At 56.4% G+C, this 19780-nt stretch carries 23 protein-coding genes; 12 read left to right on the forward strand and 11 right to left on the reverse strand.

Annotated features, from left to right (window positions below; genetic code table 11):
* From AC0QUY_RS23650 to AC0QUY_RS23665, 4 genes are all read right to left on the reverse strand, one after another.
* On the reverse strand, nucleotides 1–562 hold a 562-nt coding region (locus AC0QUY_RS23650; RefSeq protein WP_475388620.1), incomplete at its 3' end, for a transposase.
* A 162-nt stretch (nucleotides 563–724) separates the two neighbouring features.
* On the reverse strand, nucleotides 725–2095 hold the full coding sequence (locus AC0QUY_RS23655; protein WP_475388621.1) for a heterodisulfide reductase-related iron-sulfur binding cluster: 1371 nt from the start codon (nucleotides 2093–2095) through the stop codon (nucleotides 725–727).
* A gap of 466 nt (nucleotides 2096–2561) precedes the next feature.
* Nucleotides 2562–3524 (reverse strand): MBL fold metallo-hydrolase, encoded by a 963-nt coding sequence (locus AC0QUY_RS23660; protein WP_475388622.1) that lies wholly within the window; start codon nucleotides 3522–3524, stop codon nucleotides 2562–2564.
* 377 nt (nucleotides 3525–3901) lie between these two features.
* Entirely contained in the window at nucleotides 3902–5473 is a 1572-nt protein-coding gene (locus tag AC0QUY_RS23665) for a winged helix-turn-helix domain-containing protein (protein WP_475388624.1), read from the reverse strand.
* A gap of 171 nt (nucleotides 5474–5644) precedes the next feature.
* On the opposite strand from AC0QUY_RS23665, the gene AC0QUY_RS23670 reads away from it, so the two are divergent.
* Nucleotides 5645–5893 carry a DUF1127 domain-containing protein gene (locus AC0QUY_RS23670; RefSeq protein ID WP_475388625.1) on the forward strand — a complete coding sequence of 83 codons (249 nt, stop codon included), beginning with the start codon at nucleotides 5645–5647 and terminating at the stop codon, nucleotides 5891–5893.
* 801 nt (nucleotides 5894–6694) lie between these two features.
* Here AC0QUY_RS23670 and AC0QUY_RS23675 read toward each other — a convergent pair.
* The 3 genes from AC0QUY_RS23675 to AC0QUY_RS23685 form a co-directional block, all read right to left on the reverse strand.
* The gene (locus AC0QUY_RS23675) at nucleotides 6695–7423 is read right to left on the reverse strand and encodes a hypothetical protein (RefSeq protein WP_475388626.1); all 729 of its coding nucleotides are present in this window, start codon (nucleotides 7421–7423) and stop codon (nucleotides 6695–6697) included.
* Nucleotides 7424–7490: 67 nt separating this feature from the next.
* Entirely contained in the window at nucleotides 7491–8204 is a 714-nt protein-coding gene (locus AC0QUY_RS23680) for a DUF3427 domain-containing protein (protein WP_475388628.1), read from the reverse strand.
* 20 nt (nucleotides 8205–8224) lie between these two features.
* Nucleotides 8225–9247 carry a hypothetical protein gene (locus AC0QUY_RS23685; RefSeq protein ID WP_475388629.1) on the reverse strand — a complete coding sequence of 341 codons (1023 nt, stop codon included), beginning with the start codon at nucleotides 9245–9247 and terminating at the stop codon, nucleotides 8225–8227.
* A gap of 380 nt (nucleotides 9248–9627) precedes the next feature.
* On the opposite strand from AC0QUY_RS23685, the gene AC0QUY_RS23690 reads away from it, so the two are divergent.
* Complete coding sequence (locus tag AC0QUY_RS23690; protein ID WP_475388631.1) at nucleotides 9628–10029, forward strand: hypothetical protein; 402 nt, start codon at nucleotides 9628–9630, stop codon at nucleotides 10027–10029.
* A 3-nt stretch (nucleotides 10030–10032) separates the two neighbouring features.
* Nucleotides 10033–10392, forward strand: a complete 360-nt coding sequence (locus AC0QUY_RS23695; protein ID WP_475388632.1) for a hypothetical protein — start codon at nucleotides 10033–10035, stop codon at nucleotides 10390–10392.
* 397 nt (nucleotides 10393–10789) lie between these two features.
* Here AC0QUY_RS23695 and AC0QUY_RS23700 read toward each other — a convergent pair whose 3' ends face one another.
* The gene (locus tag AC0QUY_RS23700; RefSeq protein WP_475388633.1) at nucleotides 10790–11173 is read right to left on the reverse strand and encodes a PRC-barrel domain-containing protein; all 384 of its coding nucleotides are present in this window, start codon (nucleotides 11171–11173) and stop codon (nucleotides 10790–10792) included.
* A 209-nt stretch (nucleotides 11174–11382) separates the two neighbouring features.
* Here AC0QUY_RS23700 and AC0QUY_RS23705 point away from each other — a divergent pair, with 209 nt between their 5' ends.
* The 5 genes from AC0QUY_RS23705 to AC0QUY_RS23725 all read left to right on the forward strand — a co-directional run bounded on the left by AC0QUY_RS23705 (nucleotide 11383) and on the right by AC0QUY_RS23725 (nucleotide 12878).
* Nucleotides 11383–11589: a hypothetical protein gene (locus tag AC0QUY_RS23705; RefSeq protein ID WP_475388634.1), complete on the forward strand. Its 207-nt coding sequence runs from the start codon at nucleotides 11383–11385 to the stop codon at nucleotides 11587–11589.
* A gap of 174 nt (nucleotides 11590–11763) precedes the next feature.
* Nucleotides 11764–11904 carry a hypothetical protein gene (locus AC0QUY_RS23710; protein ID WP_475388635.1) on the forward strand — a complete coding sequence of 47 codons (141 nt, stop codon included), beginning with the start codon at nucleotides 11764–11766 and terminating at the stop codon, nucleotides 11902–11904.
* Nucleotides 11905–11944: 40 nt separating this feature from the next.
* A complete protein-coding gene (locus AC0QUY_RS23715; RefSeq protein WP_475388636.1) occupies nucleotides 11945–12133 on the forward strand; it encodes a hypothetical protein in 189 nt (62 codons plus the stop codon).
* A 68-nt stretch (nucleotides 12134–12201) separates the two neighbouring features.
* A complete protein-coding gene (locus tag AC0QUY_RS23720) occupies nucleotides 12202–12432 on the forward strand; it encodes a DUF6894 family protein (protein WP_475388638.1) in 231 nt (76 codons plus the stop codon).
* A 221-nt stretch (nucleotides 12433–12653) separates the two neighbouring features.
* Nucleotides 12654–12878 carry a hypothetical protein gene (locus tag AC0QUY_RS23725; protein WP_475388639.1) on the forward strand — a complete coding sequence of 75 codons (225 nt, stop codon included), beginning with the start codon at nucleotides 12654–12656 and terminating at the stop codon, nucleotides 12876–12878.
* Between the two features lie 319 nt (nucleotides 12879–13197).
* On the opposite strand, the gene AC0QUY_RS23730 is transcribed toward AC0QUY_RS23725, so the two are convergent.
* Nucleotides 13198–13551 carry a nuclear transport factor 2 family protein gene (locus tag AC0QUY_RS23730; protein WP_475388640.1) on the reverse strand — a complete coding sequence of 118 codons (354 nt, stop codon included), beginning with the start codon at nucleotides 13549–13551 and terminating at the stop codon, nucleotides 13198–13200.
* A gap of 269 nt (nucleotides 13552–13820) precedes the next feature.
* A complete protein-coding gene (locus AC0QUY_RS23735) occupies nucleotides 13821–15110 on the reverse strand; it encodes an ATP-binding protein (protein WP_475388641.1) in 1290 nt (429 codons plus the stop codon).
* A gap of 206 nt (nucleotides 15111–15316) precedes the next feature.
* On the opposite strand from AC0QUY_RS23735, the gene AC0QUY_RS23740 reads away from it, so the two are divergent.
* The 4 genes from AC0QUY_RS23740 (at nucleotide 15317) to AC0QUY_RS23755 (ending at nucleotide 19007) form a co-directional block, all read left to right on the forward strand.
* A complete protein-coding gene (locus AC0QUY_RS23740; RefSeq protein WP_475388643.1) occupies nucleotides 15317–15550 on the forward strand; it encodes a hypothetical protein in 234 nt (77 codons plus the stop codon).
* Between the two features lie 522 nt (nucleotides 15551–16072).
* The gene (locus AC0QUY_RS23745; RefSeq protein ID WP_475388645.1) at nucleotides 16073–16438 is read left to right on the forward strand and encodes a response regulator; all 366 of its coding nucleotides are present in this window, start codon (nucleotides 16073–16075) and stop codon (nucleotides 16436–16438) included.
* A gap of 159 nt (nucleotides 16439–16597) precedes the next feature.
* Nucleotides 16598–17062, forward strand: a complete 465-nt coding sequence (locus tag AC0QUY_RS23750) for an ATP-dependent DNA ligase (RefSeq protein WP_475388646.1) — start codon at nucleotides 16598–16600, stop codon at nucleotides 17060–17062.
* 106 nt (nucleotides 17063–17168) lie between these two features.
* Nucleotides 17169–19007, forward strand: a complete 1839-nt coding sequence (locus AC0QUY_RS23755; RefSeq protein ID WP_475388648.1) for an adenylate/guanylate cyclase domain-containing protein — start codon at nucleotides 17169–17171, stop codon at nucleotides 19005–19007.
* On the opposite strand, the gene AC0QUY_RS23760 is transcribed toward AC0QUY_RS23755, so the two are convergent.
* Nucleotides 18929–19675 carry a DUF6538 domain-containing protein gene (locus AC0QUY_RS23760; RefSeq protein ID WP_475388650.1) on the reverse strand — a complete coding sequence of 249 codons (747 nt, stop codon included), beginning with the start codon at nucleotides 19673–19675 and terminating at the stop codon, nucleotides 18929–18931. The genes AC0QUY_RS23755 and AC0QUY_RS23760 overlap by 79 nt on opposite strands.
* Nucleotides 19676–19780: the final 105 nt, after the last annotated feature.

The following is a 19780-nucleotide window of genomic DNA, read 5'->3' on the forward strand; positions in this document are numbered from 1 at the left end:
GTTCCTGTCGATCGGCGGTATCAAGTTGGCTCAAATAGCGCGCGACGCTCTCCTCCAGCTGGGCGCGCCGCCGCTCCACTTTCGCCCGTGTGAAGTTCTTGTCCCGGTTGTTCACGGCCTTGAACTTGCTGCCATCGATGGCAACGCTCGCTGTCGCGAGAAGGCCCATCTCACGGCAGAGTTCGACGAAGCGCGCACATACCTTGCGCAATGCCAGGCCATTGTCTTTGCGGAAGTCCGCGATCGTCTTGTGATCAGGAGCGAGCCGACCCAACAGCCACATGACCTCGACATTGCGTCCGGCCTCGCGCTCCAGCCGCCGGCTCGACTGCACTCGGTTCAGATAGCCATAGATGTACAGCTTCAGCAGAACCGAGGGATGGTACGACGGCCGACCCGTCGCCGCCGGCGCCATTCCTTCGAAGCTCATCTCGGCCAAATCGAGCGTGTCGACAAACACGTCGATCACGCGAACAGGGTTGCTCTCGTCAATGAAATCGTCGAGGCATTCGGGCAATAACGCCGACTGTCTACGATCCGCCCCCGCAACGAAGCGCTTCATCAATTCCCCCTAGAATCACGGGAGAATCATAACAGCGGCACAGCGTTTTCACACAGCCAGGGTCAAACCCGGAAGTGGCTCGGCTGGCGCGGCATGTCTGTTCTACCCCCGAGAGCTGACATCGTTAGGCCGTCGGCTTGTCCAACAGGCGACGCCGGGCTCCTACGATGGCGCCACAACCCCCGCGCGCTGCTCCGGGAGCGTGCCGCCTTTCAGGGGAAGAGGCTGGTCGCCAAGCAGCACCTTGACCACCGCGTCACGCGCATTGCGGGGATCAATCGAGTGCTTTGCGATCAGGTCGCTACAGTCAGCGACGATCTGGTCGGCGTCCTGCATGATCTTGAGCTCCTTGTAGCGATCGTGCCGATGCAGCCCCATGCTTTCGCCAACCACTTCAAGGATATTTATGATGCGGAATGGCCAGTCGCGCTCGTGCGCGCACAGTTCGCGATGATCGGAGTGATATACCGCAACCAGTGCATCGATACCGGCATCGCGCGCCGCCTCAAGTTCCATAAGCTGCAATTCGCGCTTGAACTTTGGAAGTACGCCAACATTCACGCTCTGCAAACCCACTGCCGGCTGGTTCAGATCCACGAGTTCGATACCGGGGACCATCTTCAGAATTTCAGTGGCCCCTTCCACGACGCCGGCCACGCCGGGATGCTTGTGCAGCGCGACCCGCATTTCCACCCTGTGCCGAAGGTGCGGCTTTAGTTGCGCCAGCCGGTCACCGAGAAAGCGCATGAACGGGTTCATCTCGAACGGGCGGGAGCCACGCTGTCGCTCCACCGTCGGCAAGATGGTTTCTGTGTACTGGACGTAGCACGTCGGGCACCAGGAGATCACCTGACCCGAGTTGGAGTGCGACAGCTTTTCCATGGTACTCGAACCCATGCGACCGGCCATCTCGGCGTCTCCGGACTTGAGTTGGAGAATGCCGCAACAATGGCTCGGTCCGCCCATCACCTGGTAGCTGACGCCGAGCGCGTCCATGATATCGAGGGCAAGCAAGGCAATGTGCGGGGTCTTAAGCACATTGCAGCCCGTGTAAAACACGAAGTCCGGCGACTCTACGGGCGCGGAAACCGACGCCGATTTCTGACCCAGTCGTTCGAGCATTTCCGTATCGAGTTGCAGGCGCGAAAGCACCGTCACTCCGCGACTACCGTCGCGGTACCTCTCGACGCCCTGTCGGCGTCGTTCGGCAAGCTCATAGTCCGACTTCGCGATGCCAAGCCGCGCCATGGTAAGCAAGAAACGCGGATTGACGCCGTAGTCGCACGCCTTGATGCATGCCCCGCTCTGCATGCAGGACTGCGCCCATTTGCGCGATGCTTCCGGACCGTTGCCGGTACGTACCAGTTCGAGGATGCCACCGATGATGTCTTCGGACTTGGTATCCGAGATGCCGGCCGGATCAACACTCGGACAAACCTCGACGCACTTGCCGCATCGCGTGCAGGCGTCGAGCATTGCTTCGACACGTTCGCCCAGAGCCGTCTCGAATGGGACCTCGTTCATCGGCTGCATGACCAGCTCCGGCCTGCTGACAGATCATTGACAACTTTGCAACTTAATCCACAAATGGCAACGTGTATACGAGCAAGCCGCGACCGGGATTTGTCGCCTTTGGGTCACAAGCGGCGGTCGAAGGATCGCTGATGCGAAGTCCGGACTGCCCTCAATACCAGACGAGCCGCAAGCGACGAAGTTGGTCGGCTTAGGGCCGATACTGTTGCAAAAGTCGAAGATCGAACAACCCTAAAAATCTCGCGAAAGTTGATCTTTGGACTTCTCAGCTGCTGCGTCGCTTTTCAACGCCCCCACGGAGGTCCGTGATCGATTTTGGACGAAACGACATGGTCCCTCACTTCGCCGCGCGTAAAACACATCAGCGGCTCTAGAAATTTTCATTCGTCACCCCAAAAAGACTTTTGCAGCAATATCGGCCAATTCCTGACCTGATCTGAAGGCTCTTAATCGGATGGCATCGACATCACTTCGCTTGCTTCTGGCGCTCGACACCCAGCCGCTTCTCGGCGCCGGCTTGCAAATCGTCGAGCTGCTTGCGGAAACCTGGCAAGTCCACAAGAGGATGCGGATCCGTAGGCTTGCGCGTCCTCAGCAGATCCTTCGCTTCGTTGAGACCAGTCGAGAAGCCATGTGTCGTGAGGTGCAACTCCACGGGGCGTGCACCATCCTGCGTGAGCGTGCGGATACGCTTTACACTGGCGATGAATTCCTCCACTTGCTCCGGCCCGCGTATGCGATTGAGCCCAAGGCCGCCAACCGTGAACGCGCGGTAAGTGCGGGCGCCATCACGTGCATCAAATGCGAATGAGGCGGTGCCCATCGTGTGACCAGGTGTCTCGAACGCCTGAATCGCAATGTCGCCACCGGCGACCGTCTGGCCATCGGTGAGCACGATGTCAGGCTCAATCATCACCCATGGCCATCGCGGGTGCGATGACTCTTCCGCACCTTCCCGCCAACCCTCTTTGGTCATGGCAAACCGTGTTCCAGGCGCCAGCTCCGATTTGAGTTGGCCAATCCCCCCTGCATGGTCCACGTGACCGTGGGTGACAACGACCAGCTTGATGTCCATGGGATCGAACCCCAGCGTGCGAATGTTTTCCAGCAATTGGCTGGTATACGGCCCATAGAGCGTGTCAATCAGCACGTGGCCATTTGGCGAGGTGATCAGCCAGGCAGAGACCCAACAGATGCCGACATAGTAGACATTATCGAAAGCCTTGTAGGGCTCGATCTTGTTCAATGCCGCGTCCCCAATAAACTTGACCATGTTCGGCGGCATGCGGCCGGTCTCGCTGAACACGGTAAAGGCAGCCATCAGCGGCGCCGACTCGCATTTCGTCGTCACCGGTTGCTCTTGTGCAGACGCTTGGGCCGATAGAAGAGAGAGCGCTGCAACCGCACTTCGGACATAGGCAAACCTCATGGTCGTCCTCCTCCGTCAAACAAAATGTAGCGACACCGAACGACCTGCCGTGTCCCGCCTCGCCGTGATGCCGGTTCAGGGAGAGAGCACCGTCGACTGCGTCGGAACAGCGTGCGTGCCGGACTGCACCTAACCCCACAACCTCATCACAGTTGACGGACCAAGACAACGAAGTTCGCCGCGCCGCAATAATCGCTGCGTCGGAATAAGCGCTAGTGACCAATGGCTGCAATGGGTCACTAGCGGCGGTGGAGGCAAGCATGGACCGCCGTCCGATCTGCTTCTGTCAGCCGACATGACGCCGGCTTAAGCGCTGTTCTGGAAGTCGCACTCTTCGATCAACTCGTCGCAACAAGGCGACCACCTGGCCGTGATGTTCATTCGGGCAGCCCGGCTTGCCGCAATCCTTCTTCATATCGCAAGAGGTCTTCGGCCCGCCAAGGGCCCCGGTATTTGAGAGTGGAAACACGTAGCGCCGGATTGAGTTGCCGCAGTCGAGCCATTGCCCTGTGTGCTTGCTCCGGTCGTCCGGCCATTGCATTGCTTGCGGCGGCGATGCGTAATCCAGGTTGATAGTCCGGATTGTCCTGCAATGCCATTGCCGCCCAAGATGCCGCTTCGTGATGGCGGCCCAGGAGGAAATGGGCATACGCGGTCCCGGCTCGCATTCCCATCAGCCGCGGATCAAGTGGGCTCAGGCGCATGGCACGCGCGAGGCGCTCGATCGCCGCTTCCGGCTCGCCGAGATAGATTTTGGCCCAGCCACCGTAAAACCATGCCTCGGCCGAATTGGAATTGAGCACAAGCGCGCGATCGATTAAGGCGGCACCTACCCCAAGATCGCGAACGACATACGCTAACGCCCACCCGCTGGCGGCGAGCGCAATCGCGTCATTCTTGCCCAACTCAACCGCCCGCTGAGCGAGCCTCGTCACTTCGGCAATCTCCTTCGCCGTGTCTGAAAACCAGTCATTGATCTTGGCATAGACGTAGCAAGAGGCCGCACGACCGTAGGCAGACGCAAAATCCGGGTCGAGCTCGATTGCGCTGTTGAACAGGCGCAACGCATCGTCGTTCGCTTGCTGACTAGCAAACTGATAATACCTGGCCAAACCGCGCAAATAGAGCGTATAGGCGTCGAGGCTCTCGGTCGGCTTGCGCTTGGCACGCTCGATCTCGGCATTTTCAACCGCGGGCGCAATCGCTCCAACAATGCTCTCAGTCACCTGGTCCTGCAGGTCGAAGATATCGACAAGCCCACCATCAAACCGGTCTGCCCAAAGATGTGTGCCAGCGGCGGCATCGACGAGCTGTCCCGTGATGCGCACCCGGTTTGCCGCCTTGCGAACGCTCCCTTCCAGCACATAGCGTACCCCAAGCTCGCGTCCGACCTGCTTCACGTCAACGACACGACCCTTGTATGTGAAGCTCGAGTTGCGGGCGATGACGAACAGCGCCTTGAAACGAGATAGCGCCGTGATGATGTCCTCGGCCATTCCATCGGCAAAGTACTCCTGTTCCGGATCGGAGCTCAGGTTGGCGAAGGGGAGAATGGCGATCGATGGCTTATCGGGGAGCGTGAGGGCTGGTTTCCTCGGTTCTACTGGATTATTGGCATCTTCCCCGCCTGCCGGCCCCTGCACTTCCCGCACTGGTCCGACGAAACGAAAGCCCTTGCGCGGCAGTGTTTTGATGAGGCGCTGTTCCTCACCGGAATCGCCGACTGCGCTGCGAGCGACATTCAGGCGGGTCGTCAGCGCTGCATCGGATACGCTGCGCCCATTCCAGATGGCGTTGATGAGGTCTTCTTTGCTGACGACACGCTCCCTGTTGCGGATTAGGTAATCGAGCAGGTCGAATACTTGTGGCGCGACGGAGATCACGTCCGCCCCGCGATGCAGCTCGCGTCGGTCAGTGTCGAATGCGTACTCCTCGAAGAGATAACGCAAGCTGCGAAAACCCTTGGTTGGGCCTCTAATCGTCGGGAAGCGCTTTAGCAACGCCTGGAGCGGCCAAGAATAAGCCGCCGGTGAGGAAAATGTAAGGAGGATGTCAAGCGCGCCCGCCGGCGGCTTGGCACCGTTGTCTGGGTGGAAACAACGCACCCAGGAGGTGCTGCAATGAACACGACCTACAGTGCAACGGATCTAGCCCAGACGACCGCGACGCGGCGCGTCTCCAGCGCCTTCAAGAATTTTTGGGGTGCGTTTCAAGAATGGCGCAAATGGGATCGGTTACGAGCCGATCTTTGCAACCTGAGCGATAAGGAGCTGATGGATATCGGCATTACGCGCGGCGAGATCGACTACGTCGCCTCGAACCGCTCAATCGACCCGCGAGGCGTCCGATCCCCTCCGATGGATGTCTGATATTCAGCACCAGTGACCAGCATTGGACACGCCCGCGCACCGTTCATCGGGGGCCGACTTCCGCATTGGGTCAAACGCGTCGGTTAGCCCCCCAGCCGGTGACTTCCGGTCTTCCCCAATCAACGGACATCGCCAGACGGGCCCAACTGGTCCGGTTCGCGCCTAGGGGGGGTACCATTTCTGAGCGGCATCAATCACTTAACCGGAAAGTGGGACGATTTTAGTTCTATGATCTTCCAAGGCTTTCGCGAACAGTGTCCCCCACCGGTTGAGAGACCCGTTTGCGCGATGCCGCGGTCCTTCAGACGGGAAACCGATTGGTGCGACCCCCTTCCCGCTTAGCCCTGGACTGGATCATGCTGTATATCCGGCCCTTGGTGAACTGGTTCTTCATTATGGCCAGCGCCAATGAACGTTGCCGGCAGCGACGGCGTGTGGGTTCGCCGTAGACCACCTTTCCAGTTAGCCGGGCTGCGCTCGATGCCCCGCCAGCCCGCGCCGCGTGGCCACTGTGCGCCGGTGCCGGCCTGCCCGGTGTTCTGTAGCCCCCGCGCGACGGGCTGTACGGCCTTCCCGCGTGCCGCCTTTGCGCTTCATCGTCATGCGCGACCCGATGGACGGAGAAGTTGTCAACTAACGAGCAGAAAAGGTGACCTTTAGAGTGCGTCCCACCGCCAATAGCGATTTACTGGCCTGTGGCGCATGATGCTGTCGACGCAGGAAAGACGCTCCGGTTTAGATGCAGGCATGGCCTCATTGCGAGTGTAGGTACGTCGCGCCGATCGTTCCACGATCGAGCCGTCACATTGCATGCGCGTCGATGTATTTTAGTATGCTCTCCTTCGACCTCATCTTCGAGCGTGCTCCAGCCAACACTTCCGCGGCGAGAACTTGCTCTCGATCAACATCATCCTGATGCTGAGGATGCTGATCCAGTCTCTGAAGAATAGAGTTGCCGATGACCAATCGCTCCCATTCAATATAATTAGCGAGAACTGGATCGAATATATCGCTGATCTTATCTCCAGCAATTACGGGCAACCCGTTGGTCCCTTTTTTCGCTACACCGTATACGTCGAAGACAAAATGGCGGAAGTCGCTACCCGGCAGCCCCGCGTGGGAGGTGATGGTTGGTATCACAGCAGGATCCATGTACAGCTTATGCTTGGCTTTCACGCTGTTCACGCTGTCACGATCTTGATTGGCCCATATCCTCTTGGCTTCCACTGAGAGCACAAGGTTTAGCTTTCGGTTGCATGCAAGATTGTCGATCTCGTACACCGTTCCATTAATTGTTATTCGCTCGCGTGCGCTTGCACTCCAATTCGGAACGTTGCTGATCCAGTCGGCAAGATGATTTTCGATCCGGTGGCCATGCCAGATAGCTATGCTTTGTTTTCGACTGGCAAAGGCAACCATTGGATGATGTCCGAGCAGGACGTCCGGCTCGGTCTCTTTTGACAGAAATTCAGCTATTTTTGTCCTGAGTTCAGCGGCCGTTTTGGCCAACTCCTGCTGAGTAAATCCCATTTCTTGACCTGGATGATCCAATCTTCGTGCCGCTGAACTTGCGTCAAGCACACCTACGCCAGCACCTTTAACTCGGCACCTTTAGAATTGTGCGCAGTGACGGGGGCACTTGCTCCTTCAGCCGCCAACGAATGGAAATGGGGCTGTTTCCTTCCCACGAAATAAAATCAACCTCACCGCAATAGGCGAACGGCGTTGGCTTCTGGCCTGTCTTTTTGGTCGGACGAACAAACAGATGAACGTGAATGCCCATCGCACGGTGATTGTGCAACATCTGTCCGTGTTTCGATTGTTGTGTGGTTCTATTTTGGCTCTGCCAATGAAATTCCTGATTTGACAGGAAGTGGTCGGAGTATTGATGGTCGGCATTCATGTCGTCCTTCGTAAGCGTTACCAACAAAAAGATATGCGGTGGGCTCGGGACGAAACCAACGTTCCAAGTGGCTGGATTGAACTCCAAACCGAATAGCGGCGGGATGGCTTCGCGAGAATAGCGCTCCCATAGCACCGGGCTGGTCGAGGAATTTCTGTAGCCACTAAAAGGCTCCAGAACCATTGAATTATCGCTCCTGCGAAGCCTGACGCGATCGCCACGGCCCGGAGCGCCGGCATTGTCGCCGAACCACGCACGAAGAATAGTTGGAAGTTCATTGGCGGAGCGGCCAAGTTCGCGAACGACATTGATAGCGACCTTAGCGACAGTTGCCTCCATTGAGCGGCCATCTACTTCGATTTCCAGTGGACCTTCCGGCAGCCTGGCGCCGCCGTTGGTCGACGGCAAGAACAAGATCGGCTGACCGCTTAAATTGCGGGACACTCGACAACGACTTCGGCTGTTGACCCGCGTGAAAGGTATTGCGCTAAGCGCCAATCCAGGATTTCGCGGAGGATCGAGCCGAAAGCGGTTGGATCAGCTATTTCGAATGCAAAGGCGAAAGTCTCACGATCAAATTTGAAGTAGGGCACTCCGGCCATACCTCGAGCGTTCACGAAAGCCTCTATGGGATTTTTGACCAGCAGCCGTTGGAGGGCACCCGAGTCGGACGGATCGACTGACAGATCCTCCTCCACACGGTGCATGCGCTTGACCAATACTGCAACCCGCCGCGTGACCTCTTCTATCGAGAGACTCCTAGATAGGGTCTCGCCATCGAGCATTGCCAATAGCAAAACGATCTTATAGCTCCGAGTGGTTTCAGTTTTCTCGAGCGATGCAAAGAACTCGCGTGCAGCCAACCAAGCTGCCCGCTCGTTGGCACTAAAACCGCCCATTCGCTCAACGAAGCCGAGCCACGATCGCTCACTGTTGCCACGCGGGTTAAGGCCAGCATGAAAGGTTTCCACAGCGGTCGGGCGAACTCCATTTCTCTCTTCGAAATCGCGATAGAAAGACTCTAGAGCCTCCTCGGTCCGAGTTGGTTTCAACAGATACTGCAATATATCAATGGCAGTGGTTTCGTAGGTTATCTCGCAACCCGCCGGTAGAGTAACCCGCTGATCGCGTATCGCCTCGAGGACCTCCCGCTGCCGTCCACTGGTCTCAGCATCCTGACCGATGACGACAGCCATGCCCTGGAGCTTCATTAGAAAAGCTCGGTGATTACCAATATAGTCAATTACTGTCAGTCGCTCTTTATCGTTCGAGATGCGCAGACCGCGCCCGCTCTGTTGATGACCAGTATCATCGAACGAAACAGACACAACCCTGTGGCGCCTGTGCTTGACATCATCAAGTTCACGAACGTTATGGCAACCTATCTGAATCATCATGATCGTGTGAGAGTTGCGAATACTTATCGTGATGCAGCTGATGAGCTTGAGCATCGCGAGCGTGTTGTTGTGAGTTGAAAGAGTTGCAAGAGGAGAGTCAAACTTTAAGCAGTTGGCTTTGAGGTGCTTCTTAAAGTTGACTGCTCTTTTCTCTGTAAGGTTTGGAGCCTGCGTCAGAAGAGAGCCCCAGCGCAGGCTTCGAAGCCCCGGTTAGATGGTGAAGGCTACCCGCCTTCACAGTGATAGCTTCTAACCGGGGCTACTCACCATAGAAAAATTAAAAGGGGCGTGGGGGGAGTAGTAAGTTTACTGGAGGGGGCGGCCACTCCGATCGCCATTGCTCAACTTTCGCCAATGGTCCGTTTTTTACAGGGATACGTGTGTAACAGATTGAAAGGAATGGTCTCTAAGTGGCGCAGCGTGGACGGAAATCCATGGAATCCTTGATGGTTTTGCAAGGTGGATTGGCGGCGATCCCGCAGCGCCCTGATGCACCTTATGATCTTACAGACGAGGAAGCCGATGAGTGGCGGGCGATTGTTGCAGTGATGCCGCCGGACCATTTCATCCGCGCCAACTACCCCGTCCTTAGTCAACTTTGCCGGCACGTCATTGCCGCCCGTCAGGTGGCGCAAATGATCAAGGCCTACTCCAAGAAGAAAGATTTCAATTACCGGGACTATGCCGAACTGCTCAAGCAGCAGGCGGCAGAAAGTCTTTCTATCATGCGCTTGTCTCGTTCACTGCGGCTGACGCAGCAGAGCACCTTCGACCACAAAAGGCGATTGCCGCGCGGCGGGGCAGTGGTTGGTAACCCATGGGATCGCGAGGAGTGACATATGACCGCCCTTCGCACTCACGCCGGTCACAATATTCACTGGATCGAAAAGCACTGCATGACCCCATTCGGCCCGGATCGCGGTCAATATGTCCGGTTGACTGATGAAGAGAAGCTTGTGCTCCGGCAGATTTATGATGCCGGCGAATTCTCTAGTCCGGTGACCGGGCGGTTAGCAGCTTGTATCGCCCTGCTACATCTCGCGGGCCCCGAAGCATTAAGGAGTGATCCGCCCGTTATTGAAGTTGATAGTTTTACAGTTTGGAGTTCGGCCGGTCCTCATCTTATTCGAGTATTAAAGCGCGAAGGCGAAGTTATCGTTTGCCGCCGTCTGCGCACCCGATACCCAGCGGCGGCGTGACACTCGCGATGTCGGCTCCTGAGAATTCCGATGTCGGCTCATGAGAATTCATTTGTCCCCGACAGGCGAAATCCTTAACGGCCTCAGCGCGATGAATTAGCTGGAGCCGCAGGAGAAGGTGCAGTAGCGGGAGCCGCGGGTCAGCTCGTTGAGGAGCCGACCGTAGTGTCTGGAGCGGATTTATCGGCGACGCGGGAGCTGTTCCACGGAGCCCATATAAGTATAACGAGGGCAGCAACCAAAACCGCTGCACCCATACCCGCAAGCAGACCGGTACCCAATCCGCGATCGGGACTACCATTACGCATTTCATTCCTCCATAAACGCCCTGATGTCCAACAGGGGCACTAGGGAAGATGGGCTGCTGACAGCCCTGCGGGCCTTTTGATGCGCTGCCCTAGCGTATCATGCCACCTCGCGACTCCCAGTACGTAGGTGTCCCGTAGTACTGGTGGGTGCGCGTTTCCCAGTCTCGATCCTGCCACGAGTCATCACTGAACTCAGGCGCGTCCCTCAACTGTTGCTCGGTGATATTTGTTCGGAAACCACCCAGCGACGTGTCATAGGTCAGCGCGCCCCAGGGTATGGGATAATGGCTGTGGCCTAACCCGATAAATCCGCCAAAGCTCATGACGGCATAGGCCACGCGACCTGACACCTTGTCGATAATGAGGTGATCTATCTCACCGATATTCTTTCCACCTGCCCCGTAAACCTCGGTTCCCTGAATGTCTTCGCTTGAGATGCATTGATGATCCGGATGGGCTGTCGCACGGGCCATGGCTTCCTCCCTCTATAGTGAGCTTGTCGCCTTAACTCGGCCGCTACGGCCCCGTTCCTAATGTCCGAGAACATAGCGCCGCAACCCACCAATCTATCGTCGCCGACATCGACTCCAAATTCCTCGCCAAATATCGGGACATCGGGAAAAAGTGGCAACTTTTTCAAGGCAAACGAATTGAATCTAAGGACGGCATCTGGGAGTCAAAAATGGAGGACGATCCGCTGAAGGTTGCTGTGCAGCGAGCGTGGAACCTGCACTTGGCGACGCACGACGATGTTGACGCCGCCGATCCGCGTCGTTGCTCGCTTGAGAGGTATCTAAGCGCAAAATGGCAAGCTGGTGAAACCGATCCAGAAGAACTGACGTGCTGCGGCCTTGCTTATCTAGCTCGCTTGGGATCTGAGCGTTGGTGAAAGGATGGCAAACTTTACAAGGGCTCTGCTCGAACTGCTCGATCCGATCGGACTATGGGCGCGATGGCAAGTCTCATGGCAGCCGGTTTCACCGTGTCGATTCGATATGCTTTTGGATAAGGGCAAACTTCACCAAGGAAGGCGAGTTATTTATCTTTATGATGGTGGACCAAAATGGCGGACACTGACGGTCTGAAACTCATCGGACTTGCTTTTGCAATCGTGACCTTTGCCGTCGTCACTGCGACGGCGGCGGTGGTTGCGAATGTTGATGCTGAGGGGCTGGACGTGCAATCGACATTCGTTGCGAGGTAAATCCGAGAAACTTCCTGTGACGGCGCTTCGAGGAACGGCCATGGAATACAAAGCCATCGAATTTGAAATCATTCAGACGACAAATCCATGTTGCTGGAAATGGGTCGTCTTTCTCGATGCCACAAAAACGCGGACTGGCATCGCGCTTACGAGGGCCGACGCCGTGTTGGATGCCGAATTCGCTATCGAGAAAACGTTGGAGAGCCGACAACGCTGCCTCAAGCATTAGCGGCATCAGCGCCGAGCGAACCAAATTAGCTCCTAGGAACCTTGTATTTTGTTCGGCATTTTCATGACATGCCAAGGTACTATTTCAACGTGCACAACGTGAGCCCAAGCGCCGACGACTTGGGCGAAGAACTCCCCGATAATGAAGCCGCTTGGCGACGCGCCACGGTCATCGCTGGCGCCGCCCTATTCAAGGACGACGGCATGTTTCGGCCCGATCAAGAATGGGCGTTAGAGGTGACTGACGACGCTCGAAAACCGATCTATTTTATTCAGATCACAGCCTGGCAAGCGGAGTAGCCGCCGAAGGGCGGAGCTCTTTTTCGTGCCGAAACAAGACGGCCCCAGCGGCTGTGACGGGGACGTGCTGAGGCCGTCTTGCATGTGTCTGGTGTCCTCCAGACGTCGACATAATTCACGAACATTGCCACTTGTTCCCGAATGCAAGGATACCGTAGTTCTACGGAGAAGAATAAGTCCCTGCAGGCCGGAGGTTTTGTAAAGTCCTGTTTGAGGAACCGATGGCCATTTACAGACTGTTGAAGGATTCTCCGCTGGAGCCTGAGCTGATCAGGAGCCTAGAAGCGGCATACGAGAAGACATTACGCGCTATTGGCCTTGTAGATCGCGATGACCCCATCACCGAAATGATCGCCAGGACGATAATCGAGATTGCTCAGACGGGTATCCAAGACCCGGCAGAGCTTTCAGCGATGGCAATCAAAGAAATTGGAATCCCCTCCTAGGGTCGCCCTACGCCTCGACCTCTCATCACAAGTTTGTTCCATACCGGGTTGCAAATCAGATACGCATATTAGGAACTAGTGTGCACTTTTTGACTTAGGCTCGCTCGGTAGGAGTGAGTAATGAACCTTGTTAGTAGCAATACCTATTCAGACCCAAAGCCGCGCGAAGGGCCTCCATGTAAATGCGGCGCACAGCCAAGGATCGTCCGCAAGATGATGGACTCTAAGACCGGGAAGACGGTCCGCATGTTCGAATGCCAGTGCGGCACACGCAGTTGGACAGAAGAGTAAGGCCGCCGGCAGCGGCGGCCAAGGCACTTTAGGCGGCTGCTCGAATAGGCGCGCAGGCTGTGAGACTTATCTTGCCTGTACTTGTGAAGCAGAAATGCGTCCGCACTGAAACGCCGTCGTAGCCTCGATAATCGAGGATCGCGCCATCTGCTTCCGGCATCAACGTGTCGATCTCGAAAGCGCCGGTCACCGCTCTCGCCAACCTCGGACGCCAATACCTTTCCATCTCAGATCGACCTCGAAAGCTTCCGCCTTCGCAGCATTCAACAGTGGCGGCGGCATCATAAAGGTTTAGCAAATCATCTAGCCGACGCTGCTTACAGGCGTCGATCCAATCGACCACAACTCCAATGGCATCGAAGCCGTCCCGGGCATTCGACATGCGTCCACCCTCCCTAAAGGCCGCCTCCCAAGCGCCTATTAGGAGTTTGCCGATGAACACGTGGTGAACCCGTTGTTCATCGCTGATTCCGTGAGGAAGCGGGTGCTGGCCGTCGCTGCAGCAATATTTTCTGAACCGATGAGACGAGGGACATCATTCGCCCAGGAAGGTTTTGCCCTTTGGGGTCAAACGCCAGGCCGATCTACTACCTGCTAGGCCCGGCACCCGCTCGATGTGCCCTTCATCCCGAAGCTTGTAGAACTCAGTTTTCACAGAATCTCGGACCTTATGCCGGTAAGATCGCGAGCTTGCCGATTACTAATCTGGTCGTGTTGCCGCAAGAAATCCATGATCGCGACGGTAGGCACCGCGAGCGGAAGATGGGGCAACACCACCTTTAAGTAGTTTCCTTCCTCTGTAATAACGGGATCTTTCAAGCCAAACTCTTTCATCTTCTGAAAAGTCGTGTTGAGGCCCTCTCCTAGGTCCTTGTTTGGGGGATCTCGATATCGATTTAGTGTTCGGACCAATTTGGCGTTCCGGGAAAAACGCGCACTCAGGATGTTCTCAATAGTGACATTGCCGGGCAGTTTGCCGGGGCTAAGAATTTCGATGCGGTTATCGAACACCAGAATTTGAATGTCATCTGATATTGAGTAGTCACGATGGATGACGGCGTTCACTATCGTCTCCCACAGGGCCTCAGGCGGGTATTCTAATTTCTTCAACCCCTTTGTGGACCAGACTTCAATGCTGGACATCATTGCCGTTACGCGCCCGACAGCCTGGTGAATAAGCTGATAAGCGGGACCTTCGACAGTGAACTGCTCCGCAAGATGGTCCCGTTCGGGATCGTCTTCTTTAGTTTCATAACGGGTGATTTTGATCGCGCACTTTTTTGGAATTACAGCACTGGGAGATGGGTGAAATAATAGGGCCGCCACGGTCCGCGGCTGCCAAGTTCGAAAATCCAACAGGTTTTGATTTATCGCAAACTCGAGCGGATCGGTTTTGGGAGAATAATCCGCCAGAAAAAGCGAAATCTCCTTTGCCTCAACGATCTGCTCGGCCGGAAGTTGCGTAAGCAAAGCATCCTCGAACGACACTGCACCCTTCGAAAAGCTAAGTTGCTGTATTCGCTCTGGCTCTTTTATTGGTAATGATTGAGCCCCTTGCCGAACATAGATCGTGCCATCCGCCGTAGTGCAGACTTGGGTGCCTTTTTCCACCAACACGCGAAGAGCATAACCTGAGACTCCTTCTCGCTTGATAAGTTCATAGCGGACGTCAAGCGCAGGCTTCACCTCAAAAAGTGCTTGGATGTGACCGTTTAATTGTTCGATGTCATCAACGCCGTCCCATCGGTCACGAAGCAGTAAACCAGCTCCTTTGTCGCGAATGCCAATTATCAACTCACCGCCATCCGCATTTGAAAATGCGGCGGCAATTTTCTGGATCGCGCGACCACCGACGGCATGCGCCTTGATATCAAAGAAGTGGGATTCATCTCGACCGGCAATTTCCACGTACTCGGCATTTGAAATTGTAATTGTCTTCAATGTCCCTCCCTCAATACGTTCTATGCGCGGCCTCATGTTCACTGTTTCGCAACCTATGCGCTAGGGCAATAGCGGGCGCGATCCTCACCCACAGGGTTGCCACAAAAGAAAGGACCACCGGCTGCCCAACCCGCTAAACCTAGCGGCTTGTTTTGTTCATGTTTTGTTCTTATAGTGCCCCTTCTCTCCCACCACCAAGGCGCACCATGCCGACTATCGAATTCGTTCGGGCCGAGATCGAACGCACGCGCACGCAGGTCCACCGCCAGCGCGGTGAGATCAGGCAATTGCAAAGGGCTGGCATTCCCACGGCGTCTGCCGAAGCGCTGTTAGAGAGGATGTTGCACAACATCGATAGACTTTGTGAGGAGCGCGACCGGCTGAAAAAGGAGCAGCCCGGCCCGACCAAAGGGAAAGTGTTGGGAGGTAGGAAGTGGTGAAGCACTTTCAGGATGACCCCGACCCGCCGCCCTTCATCAAGGCGCTTGCGGAGGTTCGGCGATTAGCTCCGCGCGAAGGTTGGCGCTACCAACATGTCCAGGCGATCATCGTTTCCATTGACCAATACGCGGAAGCGGCATTGGGTAACCGGGATTATTTTCTAAGTAAGCCGCAGAGCATTGGAGGTAGTAGCAGAGGCGATCACGTCCCCTGATTGAGGTTGGTTGCAATCCTTTGAGCGTCCTTGCGGAACGAAAACCTCACTCCGGCGTTGCTGCGAATTCCATAGTCGTGCGTAATTGGGGGACCATGTCTCAAAGTCGCGTCCACGCCCGCCAAGCAGCGGCAGCACTCCTAAAAATGGCAAAGACAACTTCTGATCCCGCGTTAGCTGGTCGGCTCGTTGAGGCTGCCGCCGATCTAAAGGATCGGGTTGGCGAGGCTCCGCCGCAAGTCAGCATCAAGCCGCCTGATGTGAAGACAGAAGACTAACTCGGTCGGCGATAGTCTGGGATTCCCTCATGCGCACAATCTCTACATTGCTGGTCGAGGACGAAACTCTGATCGGGATGATGTTGGCTGAAATTGTGAAAGATCTGGGACACTTGATCGTTGCGGAAGCCGCAAACATCCAGGCGGCCATGTCACTAGCTGAGACGGGTCGTTTCGATCTAGCTCTGCTAGACATTAACATCGCGGGTGTTCTTATAACCCCGGTCGTCCATATCCTCGACAGACGAAACGTCCCGATTATTTTCGTCAGTGGATACACCAACCAAACGATGCCGGCCGAGCTAAAAGGCAGGTTGCTCGTTGAGAAACCCTTCTCGCAAGATACCTTACTGGATGCTATCAACCGCGCGATTGGCCAAGCCCCCGCCGCTTGATTGCCGGTTTGGCTGCGAATTCTTCGCTCCCATTGATCATTGGGTGATGGCACGAAGGATCACGTCCCCTGATTGTTCGAGATTTCTGAGAACTACGCAAGAATGCCTGTTTTCCGGTGGGCGTTTTTGTGAGTTGAGAAATTGTCAAAGCGTACTCAGATGCCGGGCTTCATTAAGCCCCAACTCGCGACGTTGAAGGCCAAAGCGCCGAAGGGCGAGCAGTGGCTTCATGAGATCAAGTTCGACGGTTACCGCATCCAGGTCCACCTCAACCGGGGAAGGAAGAAGGTCTTCACCCGTAACGGACTGGACTGGACCAAGCGCTTCTCGGTGATTGCTGGTGCGCTGGATATCCCCGGCGAAGCCATCATCGACGGCGAAGTGGTGGTCACCCATGAAGGCCGCACCAATTTCTCAGAACTGCAAGCGGAGTTGGCGGCCGGCCGGCAGGACCGGTTGGTTTACTACGCCTTCGACTTGCTGTGGCGTGACGGCGATGGGCCAAAACCGGCGCGACTCTGTCGGGCATCGCCACACCTCGCCGACTGTTGGAGCCCTGTCGAGGCGACGCCGGGGGCGCTCAGGGCGCCAAGGTGGAGCCGCAGAAAACATCGGTCGCGCTAATAGACCCACACTGTGCTGTCCCGTTAGCTCACCTAAGGCTATACTGGAACAAACTCATGCTGCGGAGGGACGCCCCGTGCCCATCGAGCGTGTTGAGCGCGGCCTCGTGGCCATCTTGGCGGCCGATGTGGCTGGCTACAGCCGACTGACCGGCCTGGACGAGGAAGGCACACATGCCCAGCTCCAAGATCACTTGCGCCTCCTCGTCAATCCGAAGATCGCTGAGCACCGTGGGCGGGTCGTCAAGAACACCGGAGATGGGCTGCTAGCTGAGTTTAGTAGCGTTGTGGATGCGGTGCGCTGTGCTGTCGAGGTCCAGCGGAGCATGGCGGAGCGCAATGCCGACGTGTCGCACGAAAGACGGATTGAGTTCCGCATCGGCATCAATGTCGGCGATGTCATGCTCGACGGGGGCGACATCTTCGGTGATGGGGTCAATGTGGCGGTACGCCTCGAAGGGATAGCTGAGGCTGGCGGCATCTGCATTGCGGGGCGCGTACTGGAGGACATCCAAGGAAAACTTGACGTCGTCTTCGAGGATGCGGGTGAGCAGCGGCTCAAGAATATCATTCGACCTGTTCGGGTCTATCGTGTGCGGCCTAGTGCTGGAGCGGCGGCCCAACGATCCGCCTTGCCCCTGCCGAACAAGCCATCAATCGCCGTCCTTCCCTTTCAAAACATGAGCGGCGACCCAGAGCAGGAATATTTCGCCGATGGCGTGGTGGAAGAGATCATCACCGCACTATCCCGCTTCCACGAACTGTTCGTGATCGCGCGCAATTCGAGCTTTACGTACAAGGGACGCGCTGTTGACGTGAAGCAAGTGGGTCGCGAACTGGGGGTTCGCTATGTGCTCGAAGGCAGCGTGCGCAAGGCGGCGAACCGGATACGCATCGCCGGCCAGCTCATCGATGCGTCAACCGGCGCGCACCTTTGGGCGGATCGCTTCGACGGCGCACTCGAAGACATCTTCGACCTGCAGGACCATATGTCCGCCAGCGTCGTGGGCGCCATTGCCCCAAAGCTGGAGCAGGCTGAGATGGAGCGGGTGAGGCGCAAGCCAACCGAGAGCCTCGACGCCTACGACTATTACCTACAAGGAATGGCGAGCTTTCATCGAGGAAACAGGAAAGCTATTGCCGAAGCGTTGGAGCTGTTCAATAAAGCAATCCAACTCGATCCCAGTTTTGGTTCAGCGTATGGGATGGCCGCATGGTGTCACTTCGCTTTTGTTTCGAATTGGACAGGCGACTATAGGCACGAGACGCTCGAAGCCGAGCGACTGGCGCGACGCGCAGCATCATTGGGTACCGATGATGCGACAACGCTATGTGCGGCGGGGTTTGTTCTTGCAAGCGTCGCCCACGACTCCGCCTTGGGTGTCGCCCTGGTCGATCGGGCTCGCGTGCTCAATCCCAACCTTGGGACCGCGTGGTTCGTCAGTGGCTGGGTAAGGGTCCTCGAGGGCGAGACTGATGTGGCGATTGAGCATTTCTCGCGCGCTGAACGCCTAAGCCCATTCGATCCGTTTATCTGGGGCGTGAACGCCGGGACCGCCTATGCTCATTTCTTCGCCGGCCGCCATCATGAGGCATTGTCAGCCGCGGAGCAGTGCTTACGAGATAGACCTAACTATCGCCCGGCACTTTGCCTTGTTGCGGCGAGTAGCGCGCTTGCTGGGGCCGCGGATCGGGCGCAAAGGGCGGTGGCACGCATTCGTGAACTCCAACCCTCTGAGCATCTCAGACCTCAAAGAACGGATACCGTTTCGCCGATCGGAACACATTGCGATATTTATAGAAGGCTTGCGAAAAGCTGGGTTACCGGAGTGATCCACAACCTCGGCTCTCCCGTCTTAGCCGGGAGTCAGGCCGGTCCATTTGCGGCGGCAGGAAAGAGTACAATAGCTGGTACCCCAAACTTCTCGGGGCAATTCCCGCTCTGAATGGAAATGTAGGGACTGCGTCCCTTGAGCAGTTTCTCCACCTCCACTTCACCGTAACTCAATCGAGCCACGTAGGTGTTGAGGCTCTTCCCGGAGGCAACGTTGAGCTGGAACGCGTTCATCAGAATGTCCAGCTCCTCCTGGATGGCGGTTATGTCGCCACGAGCTAACGCCGCAGGGACGACGGCTAATTGATACTCGAGTGTGCCCTCACGCTTGATAATTTCACGATCCGACAAGCCCGCCTCTGGCACCGCTCCCACAGCAAACGGTGTTTGGTATTCGATACCCGCAGCGGTGAGCTGCTTTGCAATGCTCTGAAAGAGAGGCTCCGAACCGGTGCCCTCTCGGCGCTCCTCCTCGTCATCGGCCAAGATGCTGGCGTAATAGCTCTCGGCCATGCGCTTTATCTGAGCGTCGGAGAGCGAAGGAATGATAGGGCGTTCTTTGAGCAACGCCTCCGCATCCGCAAGTGTTCGGTCGAAGTCCGCTAGGACGTATGTTGCAGCTACATTGGCTGCCTTGAGGCTTTTCGTCCCAAGTGATTTCTTGAGGAAGACCTGCCGATCCCGGCCCGAATTGAGCACACGGGCAACCGCCTCTTGTAGGCGATCGGGCACTCTTCGTTGGGCATAGTAAGTGCCGTTTCTATCCTTGATCAGTCCCATCAGCGCGCGCGTCAAAGCTACTACTCTCTGCTACCACCTGACAGCAGACAAAGCCATGATTTGCGAGATGTTTTTGATCTATCAGCGCTTCTGAAGCCGCTGGCG

The sequence above is a fragment of the Bradyrhizobium sp. WYCCWR15520 genome, assembly GCF_056174665.1.